Below are 15894 nucleotides of genomic sequence, written 5' to 3'. Positions count from 1 at the left end.
GACCGGCGGCAGGGCGGTACGGCACCTCTTGGAGTGAGAGTGGAACGTCGTAGCCTCCTGCGTGCGGCCGTCCTCGGCGGCACATCGGCCGCTCTGGGCGGAACCCTGTGGCGCGGCGCCGCGTACGCGGCCCCGGCCCAGCCCGGCACCGGCCCCTACGGGCCGCTGGGTTCCCCGGACGCCAACGGCATCAGACTCCCCAGCGGCTTCACCAGCCGGGTGATCGCCCGGTCGGGCCAGCGGGTCGGGAGCACGTCGTACACCTGGCACAACGCCCCGGACGGCGGCGCCTGTTACGCCGACGGCACGGGCTGGATCTACGTGTCCAACTCCGAGATCAACCCCTCGGGCGGCGCGAGCGCGGTGACGTTCTCGTCGGCCGGCGCGATCACGGGTGCGTACCGCATCCTGTCGAACACCCGGCAGAACTGCGCAGGTGGCAAGACGCCGTGGAACACCTGGCTGTCCTGCGAGGAGGTGTCCCTCGGCTACGTCTACGAGACCGACCCGTGGGGCACGAACGCGGCGGTGCAGCGTGCGGCGATGGGCCGCTTCAAGCACGAAGCGGCGGCCGCCGACCCGGTGCGCAAGGTGATCTACCTGACCGAGGACGAGACGAACGGCCGCTTCTACCGCTTCGTCCCGACGACCTGGGGCAACCTGTCGTCCGGCACGCTCCAGGTGATGGTCGCGGGCAGCGCCACGAGCGGCTCCTTCACCTGGACCAACATCCCCGACCCGGACGGCTCCCCCACCGCGACCCGCTCCCAGGTCGCCGGGTCGAAGTCCTTCAACGGCGGCGAAGGGTGCCACTACGCCGACGACACCGTCTGGTTCACCACCAAGGGCGACAACCGCGTCTGGCAGCTCAACCTCCTCACCAACACGTACGAACTGGCCTACGACGACTCCCTCGTCAACGGCACGGCCCCCCTCACCGGCGTCGACAACATCACCGGCGCCGCCTCCGGCGACCTCTTCGTCGCCGAGGACGGCGGCACCATGGAGATCTGCGTCATCACCCCGGGCGACGTCGTCGCCTCGTTCCTGCGCATCGACGGCCAGTCGAGCTCGGAGATCACGGGCCCGGCCTTCTCCCCCGACGGCTCCCGCCTCTACTTCTCCAGCCAGCGCGGCACCAGCGGCAGCTCCTCGGGCGGCATCACCTACGAGGTGACGGGCCCGTTCCGCTCGTGACGGGGGTCGCGTGCGGCACCTGAGCCCGAGCCGCCGGTGACCATCGGCGGGTCCGGCCGTTCCACCGGTTGGGCAGCTCGTAGCGGGCTGCCCGGCCGACGGAAGGAACACCACCGTGGACACGACCGTGCCCGTCCCGAACGCGCCGGGTGTGCTGCCCCGTGCCGAGTGGGTCAAGACGCTGCCGCAGACCATCGTCGCGTCCTGCGTCCTGCTGCTCGACGCCCAGGAGCGGATCCTGCTGCTGCGCTACGCCGGGGGCCTGCCCGCCGCGGGGCTCTGGGGGCTGCCGGGCGGCATGCTCGACCACGGCGAGGACCCCGCCGGCGCCGCGCGCCGGGAGCTGCACGAGGAGACCGGCATCGTCCTGGAAGAGGACCCGCGGTTCATCGGGTACGACCACCGGGCGGATGTGCTGGGCACGGGGCCGGTGATCGACTTCTACTTCCACGGTGGCCGGCTCCCGGCCGGGCAGCCCGTCCGGCGCAGCTCGGAGCACGACGCCCACGGCCTCTTCGCCCTCGCCGAATTGGAGTCCGTGCCGCTGGCGACCGGGTTGCCCACCCTCACCGCGCTGCTGGCGGCGGCCCGGACGGGCACCGTCGTGTGCCTGCGGGAAGGGCTCCCCGGATAAGCGGGAACCCGAAGGGGCGGCACCTCCGCACAGGTGCCGCCCCTTCGTCTCGTGCACCGGAGCCGCCGCGATCGGTGAGGGTCGGGGACCGTCGACGGCTCCGGGTTCCGTGGCCCGGGCTAGCGGTGGTCGCTGCCCTGGGACTGGACCGCCGCCCGGCCCGCTTCCAGGCGGGCCACCGGGATGCGGAACGGGGAGCAGGAGACGTAGTCGAGTCCGACCTCGTGGAAGAAGTGGACCGACTCGGGGTCGCCGCCGTGCTCGCCGCAGACGCCGAGCTTGAGGTCGGGGCGGGTCTCGCGGCCGGCCTTGGCGGCCAGCTTCACGAGGGAGCCGACGCCGTCCTTGTCGATCGTCTCGAACGGGGAGACTCCGAAGATGCCCTTCTCCAGGTACGCCGTGAAGAAGCTCGCCTCCACGTCGTCCCGGGAGAAGCCCCACACCGTCTGGGTCAGGTCGTTCGTGCCGAAGGAGAAGAACTGCGCGGCCTCGGCGATCTGACCGGCGGTGAGCGCGGCGCGCGGCAGCTCGATCATCGTGCCGATGGACAGCTTCAGCTGCGTGCCCGAGGCCGCCTCGACCTCGGCGATGACCTGGTCGGCCTCCTCGCGCACGATCTCCAGCTCCTGCACCGTGCCGACCAGCGGGATCATGATCTCGGCGCGCGGGTCGCCCTTGGCGGCCTTGCGCTCGGCCGCGGCCTCGGCGATCGCCCGGACCTGCATGGTGAACAGGCCGGGGATGACCAGGCCGAGGCGCACACCGCGCAGGCCCAGCATCGGGTTCTGCTCGTGCAGCCGGTGCACGGCCTGGAGCAGGCGCAGTTCGTTCTCGTGCGGCTCCTGGCGGGACTCGGCGAGGGCCACGCGGACGGACAGCTCGGTGATGTCCGGGAGGAACTCGTGCAGCGGCGGGTCCAGCAGGCGGACGGTGACCGGGAGGCCGTCCATCGACTCGAAGAGCTGGACGAAGTCCTGCTTCTGGAGCGGGAGCAGCTGCTTGAGGGACTCCTCGCGCTCGGTGTCCGTGTCGGCCAGGATCAGCCGCTCCACCAGCTCGCGCCGGTCGCCGAGGAACATGTGCTCGGTGCGGCACAGGCCGATGCCCTGGGCGCCGAAGCGGCGGGCGCGCAGCGCGTCCTCGGCGTTGTCGGCGTTGGCGCGCACCCGCAGGCGGCGCTTGCGGTCGGCGAAGGCCATCATCCGGTGGACGGCCTCGACGAGCTCGTCGGCGTCGTCGGCACCCGGGTGCATCCGGCCCTCGAAGTACTCCACGACCGGCGACGGCACGACGGGTACCTCACCGAGGTAGACCTTGCCCGAGGAGCCGTCGATGGAGACGACGTCGCCCTCCTCGACGACGTGCCCGCCCGGCACGGTCATCCGGCGGCGCTTGGTGTCGACCTCCAGCTCCTCGGCACCGCAGACACAGGTCTTGCCCATGCCGCGCGCGACCACGGCCGCGTGGGAGGTCTTGCCGCCGCGCGAGGTCAGGATGCCCTCGGCGGCGATCATGCCGTCCAGGTCGTCGGGGTTGGTCTCACGGCGGATCAGGATGACCTTCTCGCCCGAACGCGACCACTTCACGGCCGTGTAGGAGTCGAAGACGGCCTTGCCGACGGCCGCGCCCGGGGAGGCGGCGATGCCTCGGCCGACCTGCGAGACCTTCGCGTCCTCGTCGAAGCGGGGGAACATCAGCTGCGCGAGCTGGGCGCCGTTGACGCGGGTGAGCGCCTCGGCCTCGTCGATCAGGCCCTGGTCCACCAGCTGGGTCGCGATGCGGAAGGCCGCGCCCGCGGTGCGCTTGCCGACGCGGGTCTGGAGCATCCACAGCACACCGCGCTCGATGGTGAACTCGATGTCGCAGAGATCCTTGTAGTGGTTCTCCAGCGTCTCCATGATCTGCATGAGCTGGTCGTACGACTTCTTGTCGATCTGCTCCAGATCGGCGAGCGGCACGGTGTTGCGGATGCCCGCGACGACGTCCTCGCCCTGCGCGTTCTGGAGGTAGTCGCCGTAGACGCCCTGGTGGCCGGAGGCGGGGTCGCGGGTGAAGGCGACGCCGGTGCCGGAGTCGGGGCCGAGGTTGCCGAAGACCATGGAGCAGACGTTGACGGCCGTGCCCAGGTCGTGCGGGATGCGCTCCTGGCGGCGGTAGAGCTTGGCCCGGTCGGTGTTCCAGGAGTCGAAGACCGCGTGGATGGCGAGGTCCATCTGCTCGCGCGGGTCCTGCGGGAAGTCCCGGCCGGCCTCGGTCTTGACGATCTTCTTGAACTTGGTGACGAGCTTCTTGAGGTCGGCGGCCTCCAGCTCGGTGTCGACCGTGACCTTCTTGGCCGCCTTGGCCGCCTCCAGCGCGTCCTCGAACAGCTCGCCGTCGACGCCCAGGACGGTCTTGCCGAACATCTGGATGAGGCGGCGGTAGGAGTCCCACGCGAACCGGTCGTCGCCGGCCTGCTTGGCCAGGCCCTGCACCGACTTGTCGGAGAGGCCGATGTTGAGGACGGTGTCCATCATGCCGGGCATGGAGAACTTGGCGCCCGAGCGCACCGACACCAGCAGCGGGTCGTCGGCCTGGCCGAGCTTCTTGCCCATGCGGGCCTCGAGCGCGTCGAGGTGTGCACTCACCTCGTCACGCAGTGCCGCCGGCTCCTCGCCGCTGTCCAGGTAGACCTTGCAGGCCTCGGTGGTGATGGTGAACCCGGGCGGGACCGGAAGGCCCAGGTTCGTCATCTCCGCGAGGTTCGCGCCCTTGCCACCGAGGAGGTCCTTGAGGTCCTTGTTGCCCTCGGTGAAGTCGTAAACGAACTTCACGCCCTCAACGCTGGTGCCGCGCTCAGCTACCTGGGGATCTTTGTTTTCCGACACGGGTCTCGACTCCTCGAGGACGCGGTGGCTGCCCTGACGGCGAGGAACATACCCAGATCAAAGGCGTCTGGGTACGTCCACGCGTGCGTCATGTGCCTGTAACCACTCGTCCGCCAGCGGATCGAAAGTCAAGGCTCGGCAAGCGATCACGGGCTCGTGTTTTCATTTCTTGAACGCAAGAACCTCCCTCAACCCCCCTGAGTGCTCATGTGAGCGAGGTTTCCGCACATTTGATTTCGCTCGATGAACGATCAAAGGGTGGCACTCAGTGCCACCCTTTGGAGAAGTGCAGTCGCCCATGATCCGCTCATCTGAGCGCGACCCTTATCAGGGGTGGCGAGAATCACGCTGCCACAGCCGCCGGGATTTCACCATGCGGACGCGTCCCGGGACCGAAACACGGGCGTCACACCCCGAGTGCGCGCAGCCGCTCCTCGACCCGCTCGGGCGCGTAGAGGTGCTCCACGACCATCGCACCGGCCCCGACCAGCGCGGCCTGCTCCCCCAGCCGTGCGGTCACCACGTCCAGGTGAGCGGTGGAGCGGGGCAGCGCCCGCTGGTACAGCAGTTCGCGCACGCCCGTCAGGAAGGCGGTTCCGGCCAGATCCCCGGCGATCATCAGGACGCCGGGGTTGAGCAGCGTCACGACGGTCGCGAGGACGTCCCCGACCCGGCGCCCGGCCTCCCGGGCGAGTCCGACCGCCTCGGGGTGCCCGGACGCCAGCAGATCCCGGACGTCCGAGCCGGAGGCCGCCGGCACCCCGGCCTCCGCCAGCCGCCGCGCCACCGCGCCACCGCTCGCGACGGCGGCCAGACAGCCGTACGAGCCGCAGCGGCACAGCGCTCCGGCGCCCTCCGGGACCCGGATGTGCCCGATGTCGCCGGCGCCGCCGTCGATGCCGCGGAACACCGAGCCGTCCACCACGACCCCGGCGCCGATGCCGGTGGAGACCTTGAGCAGCACGAAGGCGGAGCAGCCGGGGTAGCCGGTGCGCTGTTCGCCGTACGCCATGAGGTTGGCGTCGTTGTCCACCAGCACGGGCGCCCCGGCGGCGCCCGTGTGCTCGGTGAGCGCCCGGGACAGCCGGCCCCGTATGTCGTAGCCGTCCCAGCCGGGCATGATCGGCGGCTGGACGACACGGCCGGTCTCGGTGTCGACCGGGCCGGGCACCGCGAGCCCGACCCCGCAGAGCGCCTCGGCCCCGTGTCCGGTCTTCTCCAGCAACTCGGCGAACCAGCCGCCGAGTTCGCCGAGCACGACGTCCGGGCCGTCCTCGACGACCAGGGTGCCGGAGTGCTCGGCGAGGATCTCGCCGCTCAGTGACAGCACGGCCGCCCGCGCGTGCCGCGTGTCGAGGTCGGCGGCCAGGACCACCGCGTGCTCGTCGTCGAACTCCAGGGTGATGGAGGGCCGTCCGCCCAGCGGGGAGTCCACCGGCCCCCCGGCGCCCTCGCGCAGCCAGCCCGCCCGGAAGAGCCGGTCCAGCCGCTGCCCGACGGTCGCCCGGGACAGTCCGGTCGCCTGCTGCAGCGCACCCCGGGTCACGGCACGGCGACTGCGCACCAGTTCGAGCAGATCGCCGGCGCTCCCCTGGCCCGCACCTCGTCCGGTTCTCCCGGGCCGTCCGGTCATGCACACCCCCTTGTGTTTCCCAACCTTGCCTTACATAGTTGGTTTTGCGTGTTAAATAGACGTAACCCTACGGTAGCCGCAGCCGAACCGGCCGGCCGGACGTCTTTTCGGAGAGCCCCGAGTGGACCGCACCGCCCAACGTGCCCCGCGTCCCCCAGGACGCACCGTTGCATACGATCCGTCCAGCGCCGCGCCTCCTCTGCATGTGCGGGCCGCCGCCGTGCTGGAGGCAGGCTGGACGGGGACGTCCACGGTGCCCTCGCGCGGTCTGTATCCGCACCAGTGGTCGTGGGACTCGGCGTTCATCGCCATCGGCCTCAGGCACATCTCGCCGTTACGGGCCCAGACGGAACTGGAGACGCTGCTGGCGGCCCAGTGGGCGGACGGGCGGATCCCGCACATCGTCTTCAACCCCTCCGTCCCCCTCGACGCGTACTTCCCGAGCCCCGACTTCTGGCGCTCGTCGACCGCGGGGAGCGCCGCCGGCGCCCCGCGCACCGTACAGACCTCCGGGATCGTGCAGCCGCCGGTCCACGCCCTGGCCGCGTGGCTGGTGCACCTCGCCGACCCGGGCCTGTCCAGGGCGCGCGGCTTCCTCACCCGGGCGTACCCCCGGCTGGCCGCCTGGCACGGCTACCTCCTGCACCGGCGCGACCTCGGCGGGGGCGGGCTGGTGTCCGTCGTGCACCCCTGGGAGCAGGGTATGGACAACAGCCCCTGCTGGGACCGCCCGTTGTCCCGGGTCACCCCGGCCCCGGCCCGCTCCTTCCGGCGCGCCGACCTCGACCACGGCGCCCCCGAGGACCGGCCGACGGATCTGGACTACGGGCGGTACGTGCGGCTGGCGGCCGACTACCGGGACCGCGGATACGCCGACGGCCCCGACGAAGGGACGGCCCCCAGGGCCACGGTCGAGAGTGGCGGCGGGAGAGGGGCGGGCGGGTTCGCCGTGGAGGACCCGGCGTTCAACGCCCTGCTCGTCGCCTCCGAGTACGCCCTGGCCCGAATCGCCCACGAGCTGGGCGCGGCCGGCTCCGCACCGCGGGTCCGCGCCGAGCGGCTGACGGCGGCCCTGGTGGAGCGGCTGTGGGAACCGGCGGCGGGGATGTTCCTGTGCCGGGACGTGCGCGCCGGGGAGCTGATCCCCGAGCGCGGTGTCTCCGGGCTGATCCCCCTGCTGCTGCCGGCCCTGCCGCGCGACCTCGCGGCCACCCTGGTCCGCACGATGTGCGGCCCGCACTTCGGCCTCGGCGGCACGACCCGCCTGGTCCCGAGCTACGACCTGCTCGGCGAGGCCTTCGACCCGCACCGCTACTGGCGCGGCCCGGCCTGGTTCAACACCAACTGGCTGCTGGAGCGCGGGCTGCGGCTGCACGGCGAGCACGGCCGGGCCGACGCCCTGCGCAAGGGCATGCTGCACACCGCCGGAGCCTCCGGCTTCGCGGAGTACGTCGACCCGTACACGGCACAGGCCTGCGGCGTCACCGGCTTCGGCTGGACCGCCGCGCTCACGCTCGACCTTCTGCACGACAGGCCCGCACGGGGCAGGAACGGCCTCACGGCGATCAAGGGAGGGGACCGGGAATGACGGACCGGCATCATCTGCTCGTGCACGGACGGACGTTCGCCGCCGTCGGCGACCGCGGCGACATCAGCGGCTACCGGGGCGGCAGCGCCCCGGACGGCATGTTCGTACGGGACGCCCGGCATCTGAGCCGGTGGCAGCTCACCGTCGACGGGGCGGTGCCCGACACGCTGACGCCGGTGGCCGACGGGGACACCGCGCGCTGTGTGCTCGTGCCGCGCGGCGGCCGCGACGAACCGCCCGCGTACACGCTCTTCCGCGAACAGGCCGTAGGGGACTCCGCGTTCGTGGAGTCGCTGCGCGTCACCAGCAACCGCCCGGTGCCGACGACGGTCCACCTCGCGGTCACCGCCGACGCCGACTTCACCGACCAGTTCGAGCTGCGCTCCGACCACCGCACCTACACGAAGGCCGGGGCCGTCCGCTCCCGCCGTGTGCTCGGCCACGGCGTGGAGTTCGCCTACCGGCGCGGCGAATGGCATTCCGTCACGACCGTGACGGCCGACCCCCAGCCGGACGCCGTGGAGGAGACCGGCACCGGCGCCCGCCGCCTGGCGTGGAGCCTGGACCTCGCACCGCACGGCACCGCCGAGCTGACCCTGCGGGTCATCGCCCGCCCGCACGGCGACCGGCGCGCCCTGCGCGTACCTCGCTCCCCCTCCGCCGTCCAGGAGCAACTCCGCGCCCGGGAGGGCGATTTCGTCCAGGACCTGGCCTTCCCGGCCGACTGGCCCGAGCTGGCCGCGGCCTGCACCCGGGGTCTCGCCGACCTCGCCGCCCTGCAGGTCCCGGCGACCGGCCCGGACGGCGAGGAGCTGCGCGTCCCGGCCGCCGGCGCCCCCTGGTTCCTGACCCTGCTGGGCCGGGACGCCCTGCTGACCTCGCTGTTCGCTCTGCCCTACCGGCCGCGGCCGGCCGCCGCCACCCTGGCCGCGCTCGCCGCGACCCAGGCCACCGGGACCCGTGCCGACGAGATCGCCCAGCCCGGCAAGATCGTGCACGAGGTACGGCACGGCGAACTGGCCCACTTCGGCCAGGTTCCGTACGGCCGCTACTACGGCTCGGTCGACGCCACCCCGCTGTTCCTCGTCCTGCTCGGCGCGTACACCGAGCACACCGGCGACACCGGCCTGGCCCGCCGCCTCGAACCCCACGCCCGGGCCGCGATCACCTGGATGCTCGACCACGGCGGCCTCACCTCGCGCGGCTACCTCGTCTACCGCGCCGACCAGGGCGGCCTCGCCAACCAGAACTGGAAGGACTCGCCCGGCGCCATCTGCTCGGCCGAAGGCACCCGCCCCCACGGCCCGGTGACGGCCGCGGGCGCCCAGGGCTACGCCTACGACGCCCTGCGCCGTACGGCGGGCCTCGCCCGCACGGTGTGGCAGGACGCCACGTACGCGCACCTGCTGGAGCAGGCGGCCGGCGACCTGCGCGACCGTTTCCAGCGGGACTTCTGGATGCCGGAGCAGTCCTTCCCGGCCCTCGCTCTCGACGGCCGGGGCGAGCAGGTCGACGCGCTGGCCTCCGACGCCGGGCACCTGCTGTGGTCGGGGCTGCTGGACAAGGAGTACGGCGAACTCGTCGGCCGGCGGCTTCTCGAACCGGACTTCTTCTCCGGCTGGGGCGTCCGCACCCTCGCCGCGGGGCAGCCGGCGTACCACCCGCTCTCCTACCACCGCGGGTCGGTCTGGCCGCACGACAACGCGCTGATCGCACTGGGCCTGGCCCGCTACGGGCTGCACGACGAGGCCCGTGCGATCGCCCGCGGCCTGGTCGACGCGGCGGGTGCGACCGGCCACCGGCTCCCGGAGGTCCTCGCGGGCTACGGCCGCGACACCCACCCGGAGCCGGTGCCGTACCCGCACGCGTGCGTGCGTGAATCCCGCTCCGCGTCCGCCCCGTTGGCGCTGCTCACGGCGGTCGGCGTGGTCTGAGGGTCGATTGGCCCAGGGCCTGTCGTTCGGGTCGGGTCGCAGGGAACCGGCGGCATCTCGTCACGCCGTTGAGCGGGGTCTGGTGCGTGCAGCTGCAAGGCGGAGGAGGGCGTCGATGCGATGGGGGTCCCTCCCGCGCGAGCGCAGCCGAGCGTGGGGGAATCGGCAACCGACGACAACGCCGCAGATGCGCGTGCCAGACCCCGCGTCTGCGACCTGACCCGAACGACGGGCCCTAGTGTTTGCCGGGTGTTTGCCGAGCGCTGGCCCGGCGGGCTGAACACACCCGAGGAACATCCCGTACGGAACGGCGGCGGACCCGCACCCCCACCCGGGTCCGCCACCTCACCGGGTTTTGAACGGGAAGGACCTCCGGGTGCCTGGCTTCACACACGTCCAGAAGGCCGTCGCAGAGGAGGCCGACCCCGAGAAGAGGGAGGGCGCCGGCGTCAGATCCCGCTTCGCGCGCCTCACCCGCCTCCGCACCTGGCGCACCCGCCACCCCCGGGCCGCCCGCGCCCTTCACCTGGCCACCACCGCCCTCGCCGCCCTCGTGGTCCTCGGGGCCCTGCTGCTGCCCAACACCCTCCCCGCCCTCGAACCGGACAGCTTCGCGCGGATCCCGGCCGAGGCGGTCATCGGGGCCGTCGTCGTGCTGGCGCTGCCGCCCCGGCCCCGGCTGGCGGCGGCGGTGCTGTACGGGCTCGGCCTCACCGCCCTGACCACGGTGAACCTGCTCGACATGGGGTTCAACGAGTACCTGGGCCGGGGCTTCAACGCCGCGCTCGACTGGGACCTGCTGCCCGACGCCCAGGCGTACGTCGGGGACACGCTCGGCGGGGGCGTCGCGACCGCGGCCGCCGTCGGCGCCGTGGTGCTCGTGCTGCTCGTGGCGGCCGCCATGGTCGCGGCGACGATCCGGCTCGCGGATGTGCTGGCCCGCCACCGGGTGCGGGCGACCAAGGGCGCCCTGATCGCCGGCACCGTCTGGGTCACCTGCTCCGCGCTGGGCCTGACCCTGTTCGGCGGGCCGATCGCCTCCGAGCGCGGGGCCGGGGCCCTCCGGGTGCACGCGCAGCGGACGGTGGAATCGCTGCGGGACGAGGCGGCGTTCGTGAAGCAGTCGAAGGCGGACATCTTCGGCAACACCCCGCCCGGCGAACTGCTGCCGGATCTGCGCGGCAAGGACGTGATCTTCACGTTCATCGAGAGCTACGGCCGCAGCGCCGTCGAGGACCCGATCATGGCCCCCGGCGTCGACCGGACCCTCGACACCAGTACCCGGGCCCTGGAGAAGGCCGGTTTCGCGGCCCGCAGCGGCTGGCTGACCTCGGCGACCTACGGCGGCAGCAGCTGGCTCGGCCACTCCACGACCATGTCCGGCCTGTGGATCGACAACCAGCGGCGCTACCGCACGGTCAGCGCCGGCGACCACCTCACCCTCACCAAGGCCTTCCAGAAGACCGGCGCCTGGGACACGGTCGGTGTCATGCCGGGCGTGCAGAAGGGCTGGCCGGAGGAGAAGTGGTACGGCCTCGACAAGCTCTACGACTCCCGTGACCTGGGCTACCGGGGCCCGAAGTTCAGCTGGTCGACGATGCCCGACCAGTACGCGCTGGAGGCGTTCCAGCGGCAGGTGCACGGCAAGAAGCGGGACAAGCCGCTGATGTCGTTCGTCATCCTGACCTCCAGCCACCAGCCCTGGGCGCCCATACCGAAGATGGTCGGCTGGGACGAACTCGGCGACGGCTCGGTCTTCGACGCGATCCAGAAGGCCGGCAACAAGGCGTCGGACGTCATCACCGACACCACCAAGTCCCGCCAGGAGTACGGCAAGTCCATCCAGTACTCGATCACCAGCCTCACCCAGTGGCTGGAGCGCTACGGCACCGACGACACCGTCCTGGTCTTCCTCGGTGACCACCAGCCCATCGCCCGGGTCAGCGGCACCCGCGCCAGCCGGGACGTGCCGGTGTCGATCGTCGCGAAGGACCCGAAGGTCCTGGACAAGGTCGCCGACTGGAACTGGACGGAGGGCCTCAAGCCCGGCCGCGACGCGCCCGTGTGGAAGATGAGCTCCTTCCGCGACCGCTTCCTGAAGGCGTACGGCTCCACACCGCACCCCTCCAACGGCTGATCAGCCGCCGGAGGTGTCGAGCTCGGCGTCCTCGCCGACCCCGGCGCAGTCGTAGGGGTCCTTCAGCCAGCCGTCCGGCAGCACCACCCGGTTGTTGCCGGAGGTACGGCCCCGGGGCCCGTCGGCGCCGGCGGGCCAGGGCTGGTCGAGGTCGAGCTCGTCCAGGCCGGACCGCAGCTCCTGGAGCGAGGAGGTGATCGCGAGGCGCCCCCGCATCTCGGAGCCGACCGCGAAGCCCTTCAGGTACCAGGCGACGTGCTTGCGGAAGTCGATCACGCCCCGGGCCTCGTCGCCGATCCACTCCCCGAGCAGGGTGGCGTGCCGGACCATGACGTCGGCGACCTCGCGCAGGGCGGGGCGGGCGATGTCCTGGGTGCGGCCCTCGAAGGCGGCGACCAGGTCGGCGAACAGCCATGGCCGCCCGAGGCAGCCGCGGCCCACCACGACACCGTCGCAGCCGGTCTCGCGGACCATCCGCAGGGCGTCCTCGGCCGACCAGATGTCGCCGTTGCCGAGCACCGGGATCTCCGGCACGTGCTCCTTCAGCCGGGCGATGGCCTCCCAGTCGGCGGTGCCGCCGTAGTGCTGGGCGGCGGTGCGGCCGTGCAGGGCGATGGCGGTGACGCCCTCCTCGACGGCGATCCGGCCGGCGTCGAGATAGGTGATGTGGTCGTCGTCGATGCCCTTGCGCATCTTCATCGTCACGGGCAGATCACCGGCGCCGCTGACGGCCTCGCGCAGGATGGCCCGCAGCAGGTTCCGCTTGTACGGCAGCGCGGAGCCGCCGCCCTTGCGTGTGACCTTCGGCACCGGGCAGCCGAAGTTCAGGTCGATGTGGTCGGCGAGGTCCTCCTCCGCGATCATGCGGACGGCCTTGCCGACGGTCGCGGGGTCCACGCCGTACAGCTGGATGGAGCGGGGGCGCTCACTCGCGTCGAAGTGAATGAGCTGCATGGTCTTCTCGTTGCGCTCGACCAGTGCCCTGGTGGTGATCATCTCGCTGACGAACAGGCCCTTGCCACCGCTGAACTCCCTGCACAGGGTGCGGAAGGGCGCGTTGGTGATCCCGGCCATGGGGGCCAGGACGACGGGGGGCTGGACGGTGTGCGGACCGATCTGGAGGGGCGTGGACATGCCTCCATTGTGCCGTGCAATGAGAGGGCAAAATTCATTAGTTAGCCACACTATCGAAGTCGGCGTACGATGGCGCGCATGCCCGAGCTCAGTCACCGCCGCCGCACGCTGGTGCTCGCGATCTGCTGCATGAGCCTGCTGATCGTGAGCCTCGACAACACGGTCCTGAACGTGGCCCTGCCGTCCATGCAGCAGGACCTGCACGCGAGCACGTCGGGCCTGCAGTGGACGATCGACGCGTACACGCTGGTCCTGGCCTCGCTGCTGATGCTCGCGGGCTCCACGGCCGACCGGATCGGCCGCAAGCGGGTCTTCATGGCGGGCCTGGTCGTCTTCACCATCGGCTCGGTGCTGTGCTCCCTCGCGGGGGATCTTCAGGCGCTGGTCGCCTTCCGGATGGTGCAGGCGGTGGGCGGCTCGATGCTGAACCCGGTCGCCATGTCGATCATCACCAACACCTTCACGAACCCGCGCGAGCGAGCCCGGGCGATCGGCGTCTGGGGCGCGGTCGTCGGCATATCGATGGCCGCCGGCCCCCTGGTCGGTGGCCTCCTTGTGGACTCCGTCGGCTGGCGCTCCATCTTCTGGATCAACCTGCCGGTGGGCCTCGCGGCGCTGCTGCTCACCCTGCGGTTCGTCCCCGAGTCCCGCGCGCCGCGCGCCCGCCGTCCCGACCCCGTCGGGCAGGTGCTGGTGATCGCGCTGTTCGGCTCGCTCACGTACGCGATCATCGAGGCGCCGAGCACCCCGTTCGGGTCGATCGCGCCGCTGGCCGTCGTCGCCCTCGCGGCCCTGGTGGGACTGCTCCTCTACGAGCCCCGCCGCGAGGAGCCGCTGATCGACCTGCGCTTCTTCCGCTCGGCGCCGTTCAGCGGCGCGACGCTCATCGCGATCAGCGCGTTCGCCGCGCTCGGCGGCTTCCTGTTCCTGTCGACGCTGTATCTGCAGAACGTGCGCGGTCTGACCGCCCTGGAGGCGGGCCTGTGGATGCTGCCGATGGCGGTCCCGACGTTCCTGTGCGCACCGCTGTCGGGCCGCCTGGTCGGCACGCGCGGCCCCCGTCTGCCGCTGCTGATCGCGGGCTTCGCGATGACGACGAGCGGTGTCCTCTTCGCCGCGTTCGAGGCGGAGACCTCCAACGTCGCACTCTTCGCCGGCTACGTCCTCTTCGGCATCGGCTTCGGTTTCGTCAACGCGCCCATCACCAACACGGCGGTCTCCGGCATGCCGCGCGCCCAGGCGGGCGTGGCGGCGGCGGTCGCCTCGACCAGCCGGCAGCTCGGGCAGACGCTGGGGGTGGCCGTGGTGGGCGCGGTGCTCGCCTCGGGTGTCGGCAACTCCTCGTACCGGGAGGTGTTCGTGTCCGCGGCACGGCCCGGGTGGTGGATCCTCGCGGTCTGCGGATGCGCGGTGCTGGCGCTGGGGGCGGTGACGAACGGGCGGTGGGCCCGGGGGACCGCGGAGCGGACGGCCGAGCGGCTGGAGTCGGCGGAAGTGCGGGACGCCGCCGGCGTGAGCGCCTGACCCGGCGGCCGGTCTCACCGCCGGTCGACGACTTGGTGCAGACCGACGAGAGCGCCGCCGGCGAACCCCAGCACGGCCATCAGCGCCTGAGGCCAGGAGCGGCACTCGGCGTGGCGGCACTCGGCACGCAGTTCCTGTCCCCGGTCCCGGAGGTGGCATGCGGGACGCCCTGGTCACGGCCCTGCTGGTGCAGCTCGGCGGCGTCGTACCGACCCGGCCTGGTGAGCCTCCGGCCGCCCCGCACCGTCGGCTGAGGTGTTTCACGGCCTGATAACTCGGTTCCGGGGAAACCCTGTTGATGTTGGTCTTGCTGCACACTCCTTGCTGCGAGCAGACCGGAACGCCGGATTTCTCGACGCGGGAGGCGCCATGACGCAGATCGACACGAGCAAGGTCAGCCGATGGGACCAGCACGGCCGGGAGCACGTGGTGCGGGTGCACCGGACGGGCGTGCAGCGCACGATCCGATGCGACACCTGCGGCTGGCGCAGGGGCGCCCAGTTCCTGCCCTGGCTGAAGGCGGAGGAGCACCTGGCGGAGGCCCACCAGGCCACCGTGGATCCGACGGCGGCCAAAGGGACCGGGCGGCCCGGGCCCCTGACGCCCCGGGGCACCACGGGGTGCGCGCCCTAGAACGACCGCCGCAGCCCCTGCACCAGCAGGTCGACGACCGCCGTGAAGTCCCCCTCGGCCCCCGGCTCTTCCCACTCCCTGGCGTAACAGGGGTCGTGGAAGCGGCCCGTGGCCTGGAAGACCGCGCGGGCCGATGCCTCCGGGTCCGTGGCGGTGAAGTCGCCGGTCTCGACGCCGGCCTGGATGATGCGGGTCAGCTGAGTCTCCAGGTCGGTGATGTGCTCGCCGACCGCTGTGCCGTTCTCGTCGGTGAGGACCATGTAGGTGGCGAACAGCTCCGGGTCCTCGCCCGCCTTGCGGCGCTTCGCGGCGAACAGCGCGGCGAGCCAGTCCCGCAGCCGGTCCTCCGGGACGCGGTCGTCCGCGGCGACGATCCCGGACAGCTGCCCGGACGTGCGGTCCAGCCAGCGCTTGGTGACCGCCTCGCGCAGCGCCGCCTTCGTCCGGAAGTGGCGGTAGACGCTGCCGTGGCTGACGCCGAGCGCACGCGCCACGTCCACCACGGTGGCCTTGGCCGGGCCGTGGCGGCGCAGCACCTCCTCGGTGGCCTCGAGGATGCGCTCGGCGGTCAGAGTCTCGCTGGTCGGTGCCATGCCCCTGACCGTACCCAAAG

11 protein-coding genes are annotated in these 15894 nt (G+C 72.0%); 7 read left to right on the top strand and 4 right to left on the bottom strand.

Going from position 1 to position 15894, the window contains the following annotated elements; translation table 11 throughout:
• Positions 1 to 39 precede the first annotated feature (39 nt).
• Both G3I77_RS01735 and G3I77_RS01730 read left to right on the top strand, forming a co-directional pair.
• Positions 40 to 1197 carry an alkaline phosphatase PhoX gene (locus G3I77_RS01735; RefSeq protein WP_248500612.1) on the top strand — a complete coding sequence of 386 codons (1158 nt, stop codon included), beginning with the start codon at positions 40 to 42 and terminating at the stop codon, positions 1195 to 1197.
• A gap of 115 nt (positions 1198 to 1312) precedes the next feature.
• On the top strand, positions 1313 to 1831 hold the full coding sequence (locus tag G3I77_RS01730) for an NUDIX hydrolase (RefSeq protein WP_248500611.1): 519 nt from the start codon (positions 1313 to 1315) through the stop codon (positions 1829 to 1831).
• 119 nt (positions 1832 to 1950) lie between these two features.
• Here the strand turns inward: G3I77_RS01730 and ppdK are convergent, their stop codons facing one another.
• Positions 1951 to 4698, bottom strand: coding sequence for a pyruvate, phosphate dikinase (ppdK, locus tag G3I77_RS01725; RefSeq protein ID WP_248500610.1), 2748 nt, complete (start codon positions 4696 to 4698; stop codon positions 1951 to 1953).
• 406 nt (positions 4699 to 5104) lie between these two features.
• Positions 5105 to 6331: an ROK family transcriptional regulator gene (locus G3I77_RS01720; RefSeq protein WP_248500609.1), complete on the bottom strand. Its 1227-nt coding sequence runs from the start codon at positions 6329 to 6331 to the stop codon at positions 5105 to 5107.
• 121 nt (positions 6332 to 6452) lie between these two features.
• Here G3I77_RS01720 and G3I77_RS01715 point away from each other — a divergent pair, with 121 nt between their 5' ends.
• The 3 genes from G3I77_RS01715 (at position 6453) to G3I77_RS01705 (ending at position 11990) form a co-directional block, all read left to right on the top strand.
• Positions 6453 to 7919, top strand: coding sequence for a hypothetical protein (locus G3I77_RS01715; protein ID WP_248500608.1), 1467 nt, complete (start codon positions 6453 to 6455; stop codon positions 7917 to 7919).
• A complete protein-coding gene (locus G3I77_RS01710) occupies positions 7916 to 9853 on the top strand; it encodes a glycogen debranching N-terminal domain-containing protein (RefSeq protein ID WP_248500607.1) in 1938 nt (645 codons plus the stop codon). Before G3I77_RS01715 ends, G3I77_RS01710 begins: the two co-directional genes overlap by 4 nt.
• A 376-nt stretch (positions 9854 to 10229) precedes the next feature.
• Positions 10230 to 11990, top strand: a complete 1761-nt coding sequence (locus tag G3I77_RS01705) for a sulfatase-like hydrolase/transferase (protein ID WP_248500606.1) — start codon at positions 10230 to 10232, stop codon at positions 11988 to 11990.
• Here the strand turns inward: G3I77_RS01705 and dusB are convergent, their stop codons facing one another.
• On the bottom strand, positions 11991 to 13124 hold the full coding sequence (dusB, locus tag G3I77_RS01700; RefSeq protein ID WP_248500605.1) for a tRNA dihydrouridine synthase DusB: 1134 nt from the start codon (positions 13122 to 13124) through the stop codon (positions 11991 to 11993). It abuts the gene before it with no gap.
• Positions 13125 to 13202: 78 nt separating this feature from the next.
• On the opposite strand from dusB, the gene G3I77_RS01695 reads away from it, so the two are divergent.
• Both G3I77_RS01695 and G3I77_RS01690 read left to right on the top strand, forming a co-directional pair.
• Positions 13203 to 14648, top strand: coding sequence for an MFS transporter (locus tag G3I77_RS01695; protein WP_248500604.1), 1446 nt, complete (start codon positions 13203 to 13205; stop codon positions 14646 to 14648).
• A 369-nt stretch (positions 14649 to 15017) separates the two neighbouring features.
• Complete coding sequence (locus tag G3I77_RS01690; RefSeq protein WP_248500603.1) at positions 15018 to 15281, top strand: hypothetical protein; 264 nt, start codon at positions 15018 to 15020, stop codon at positions 15279 to 15281.
• Here G3I77_RS01690 and G3I77_RS01685 read toward each other — a convergent pair.
• Positions 15278 to 15874, bottom strand: coding sequence for a TetR family transcriptional regulator (locus G3I77_RS01685; protein ID WP_248500602.1), 597 nt, complete (start codon positions 15872 to 15874; stop codon positions 15278 to 15280). The two genes, G3I77_RS01690 and G3I77_RS01685, sit on opposite strands and share 4 nt — an antisense overlap.
• Positions 15875 to 15894 lie beyond the last annotated feature (20 nt).

Origin of the sequence: Streptomyces sp. D2-8 (assembly GCF_023184515.1) — a bacterium.
GTDB lineage: Bacteria > Actinomycetota > Actinomycetes > Streptomycetales > Streptomycetaceae > Streptomyces.
The sequence above is the reverse complement of the archived record's forward strand: the minus strand, read 5'-3'. Positions and strand labels throughout refer to the sequence as shown.

Bases quoted from the DNA above. Each gene is read 5' to 3' on its own strand.
- G3I77_RS01695 (WP_248500604.1), top strand. From the start codon at position 13,203: ATGCCCGAGCTCAGTCACCGCCGCCGCACGCTGGTGCTCGCGATCTGC.
- G3I77_RS01690 (WP_248500603.1), top strand. From the start codon at position 15,018: ATGACGCAGATCGACACGAGCAAGGTCAGCCGATGGGACCAGCACGGC.
- G3I77_RS01685 (WP_248500602.1), bottom strand. From the start codon at position 15,874: ATGGCACCGACCAGCGAGACTCTGACCGCCGAGCGCATCCTCGAGGCC.
- dusB (WP_248500605.1), bottom strand. From the start codon at position 13,124: ATGTCCACGCCCCTCCAGATCGGTCCGCACACCGTCCAGCCCCCCGTC.
- G3I77_RS01710 (WP_248500607.1), top strand. From the start codon at position 7,916: ATGACGGACCGGCATCATCTGCTCGTGCACGGACGGACGTTCGCCGCC.
- G3I77_RS01720 (WP_248500609.1), bottom strand. From the start codon at position 6,331: ATGACCGGACGGCCCGGGAGAACCGGACGAGGTGCGGGCCAGGGGAGC.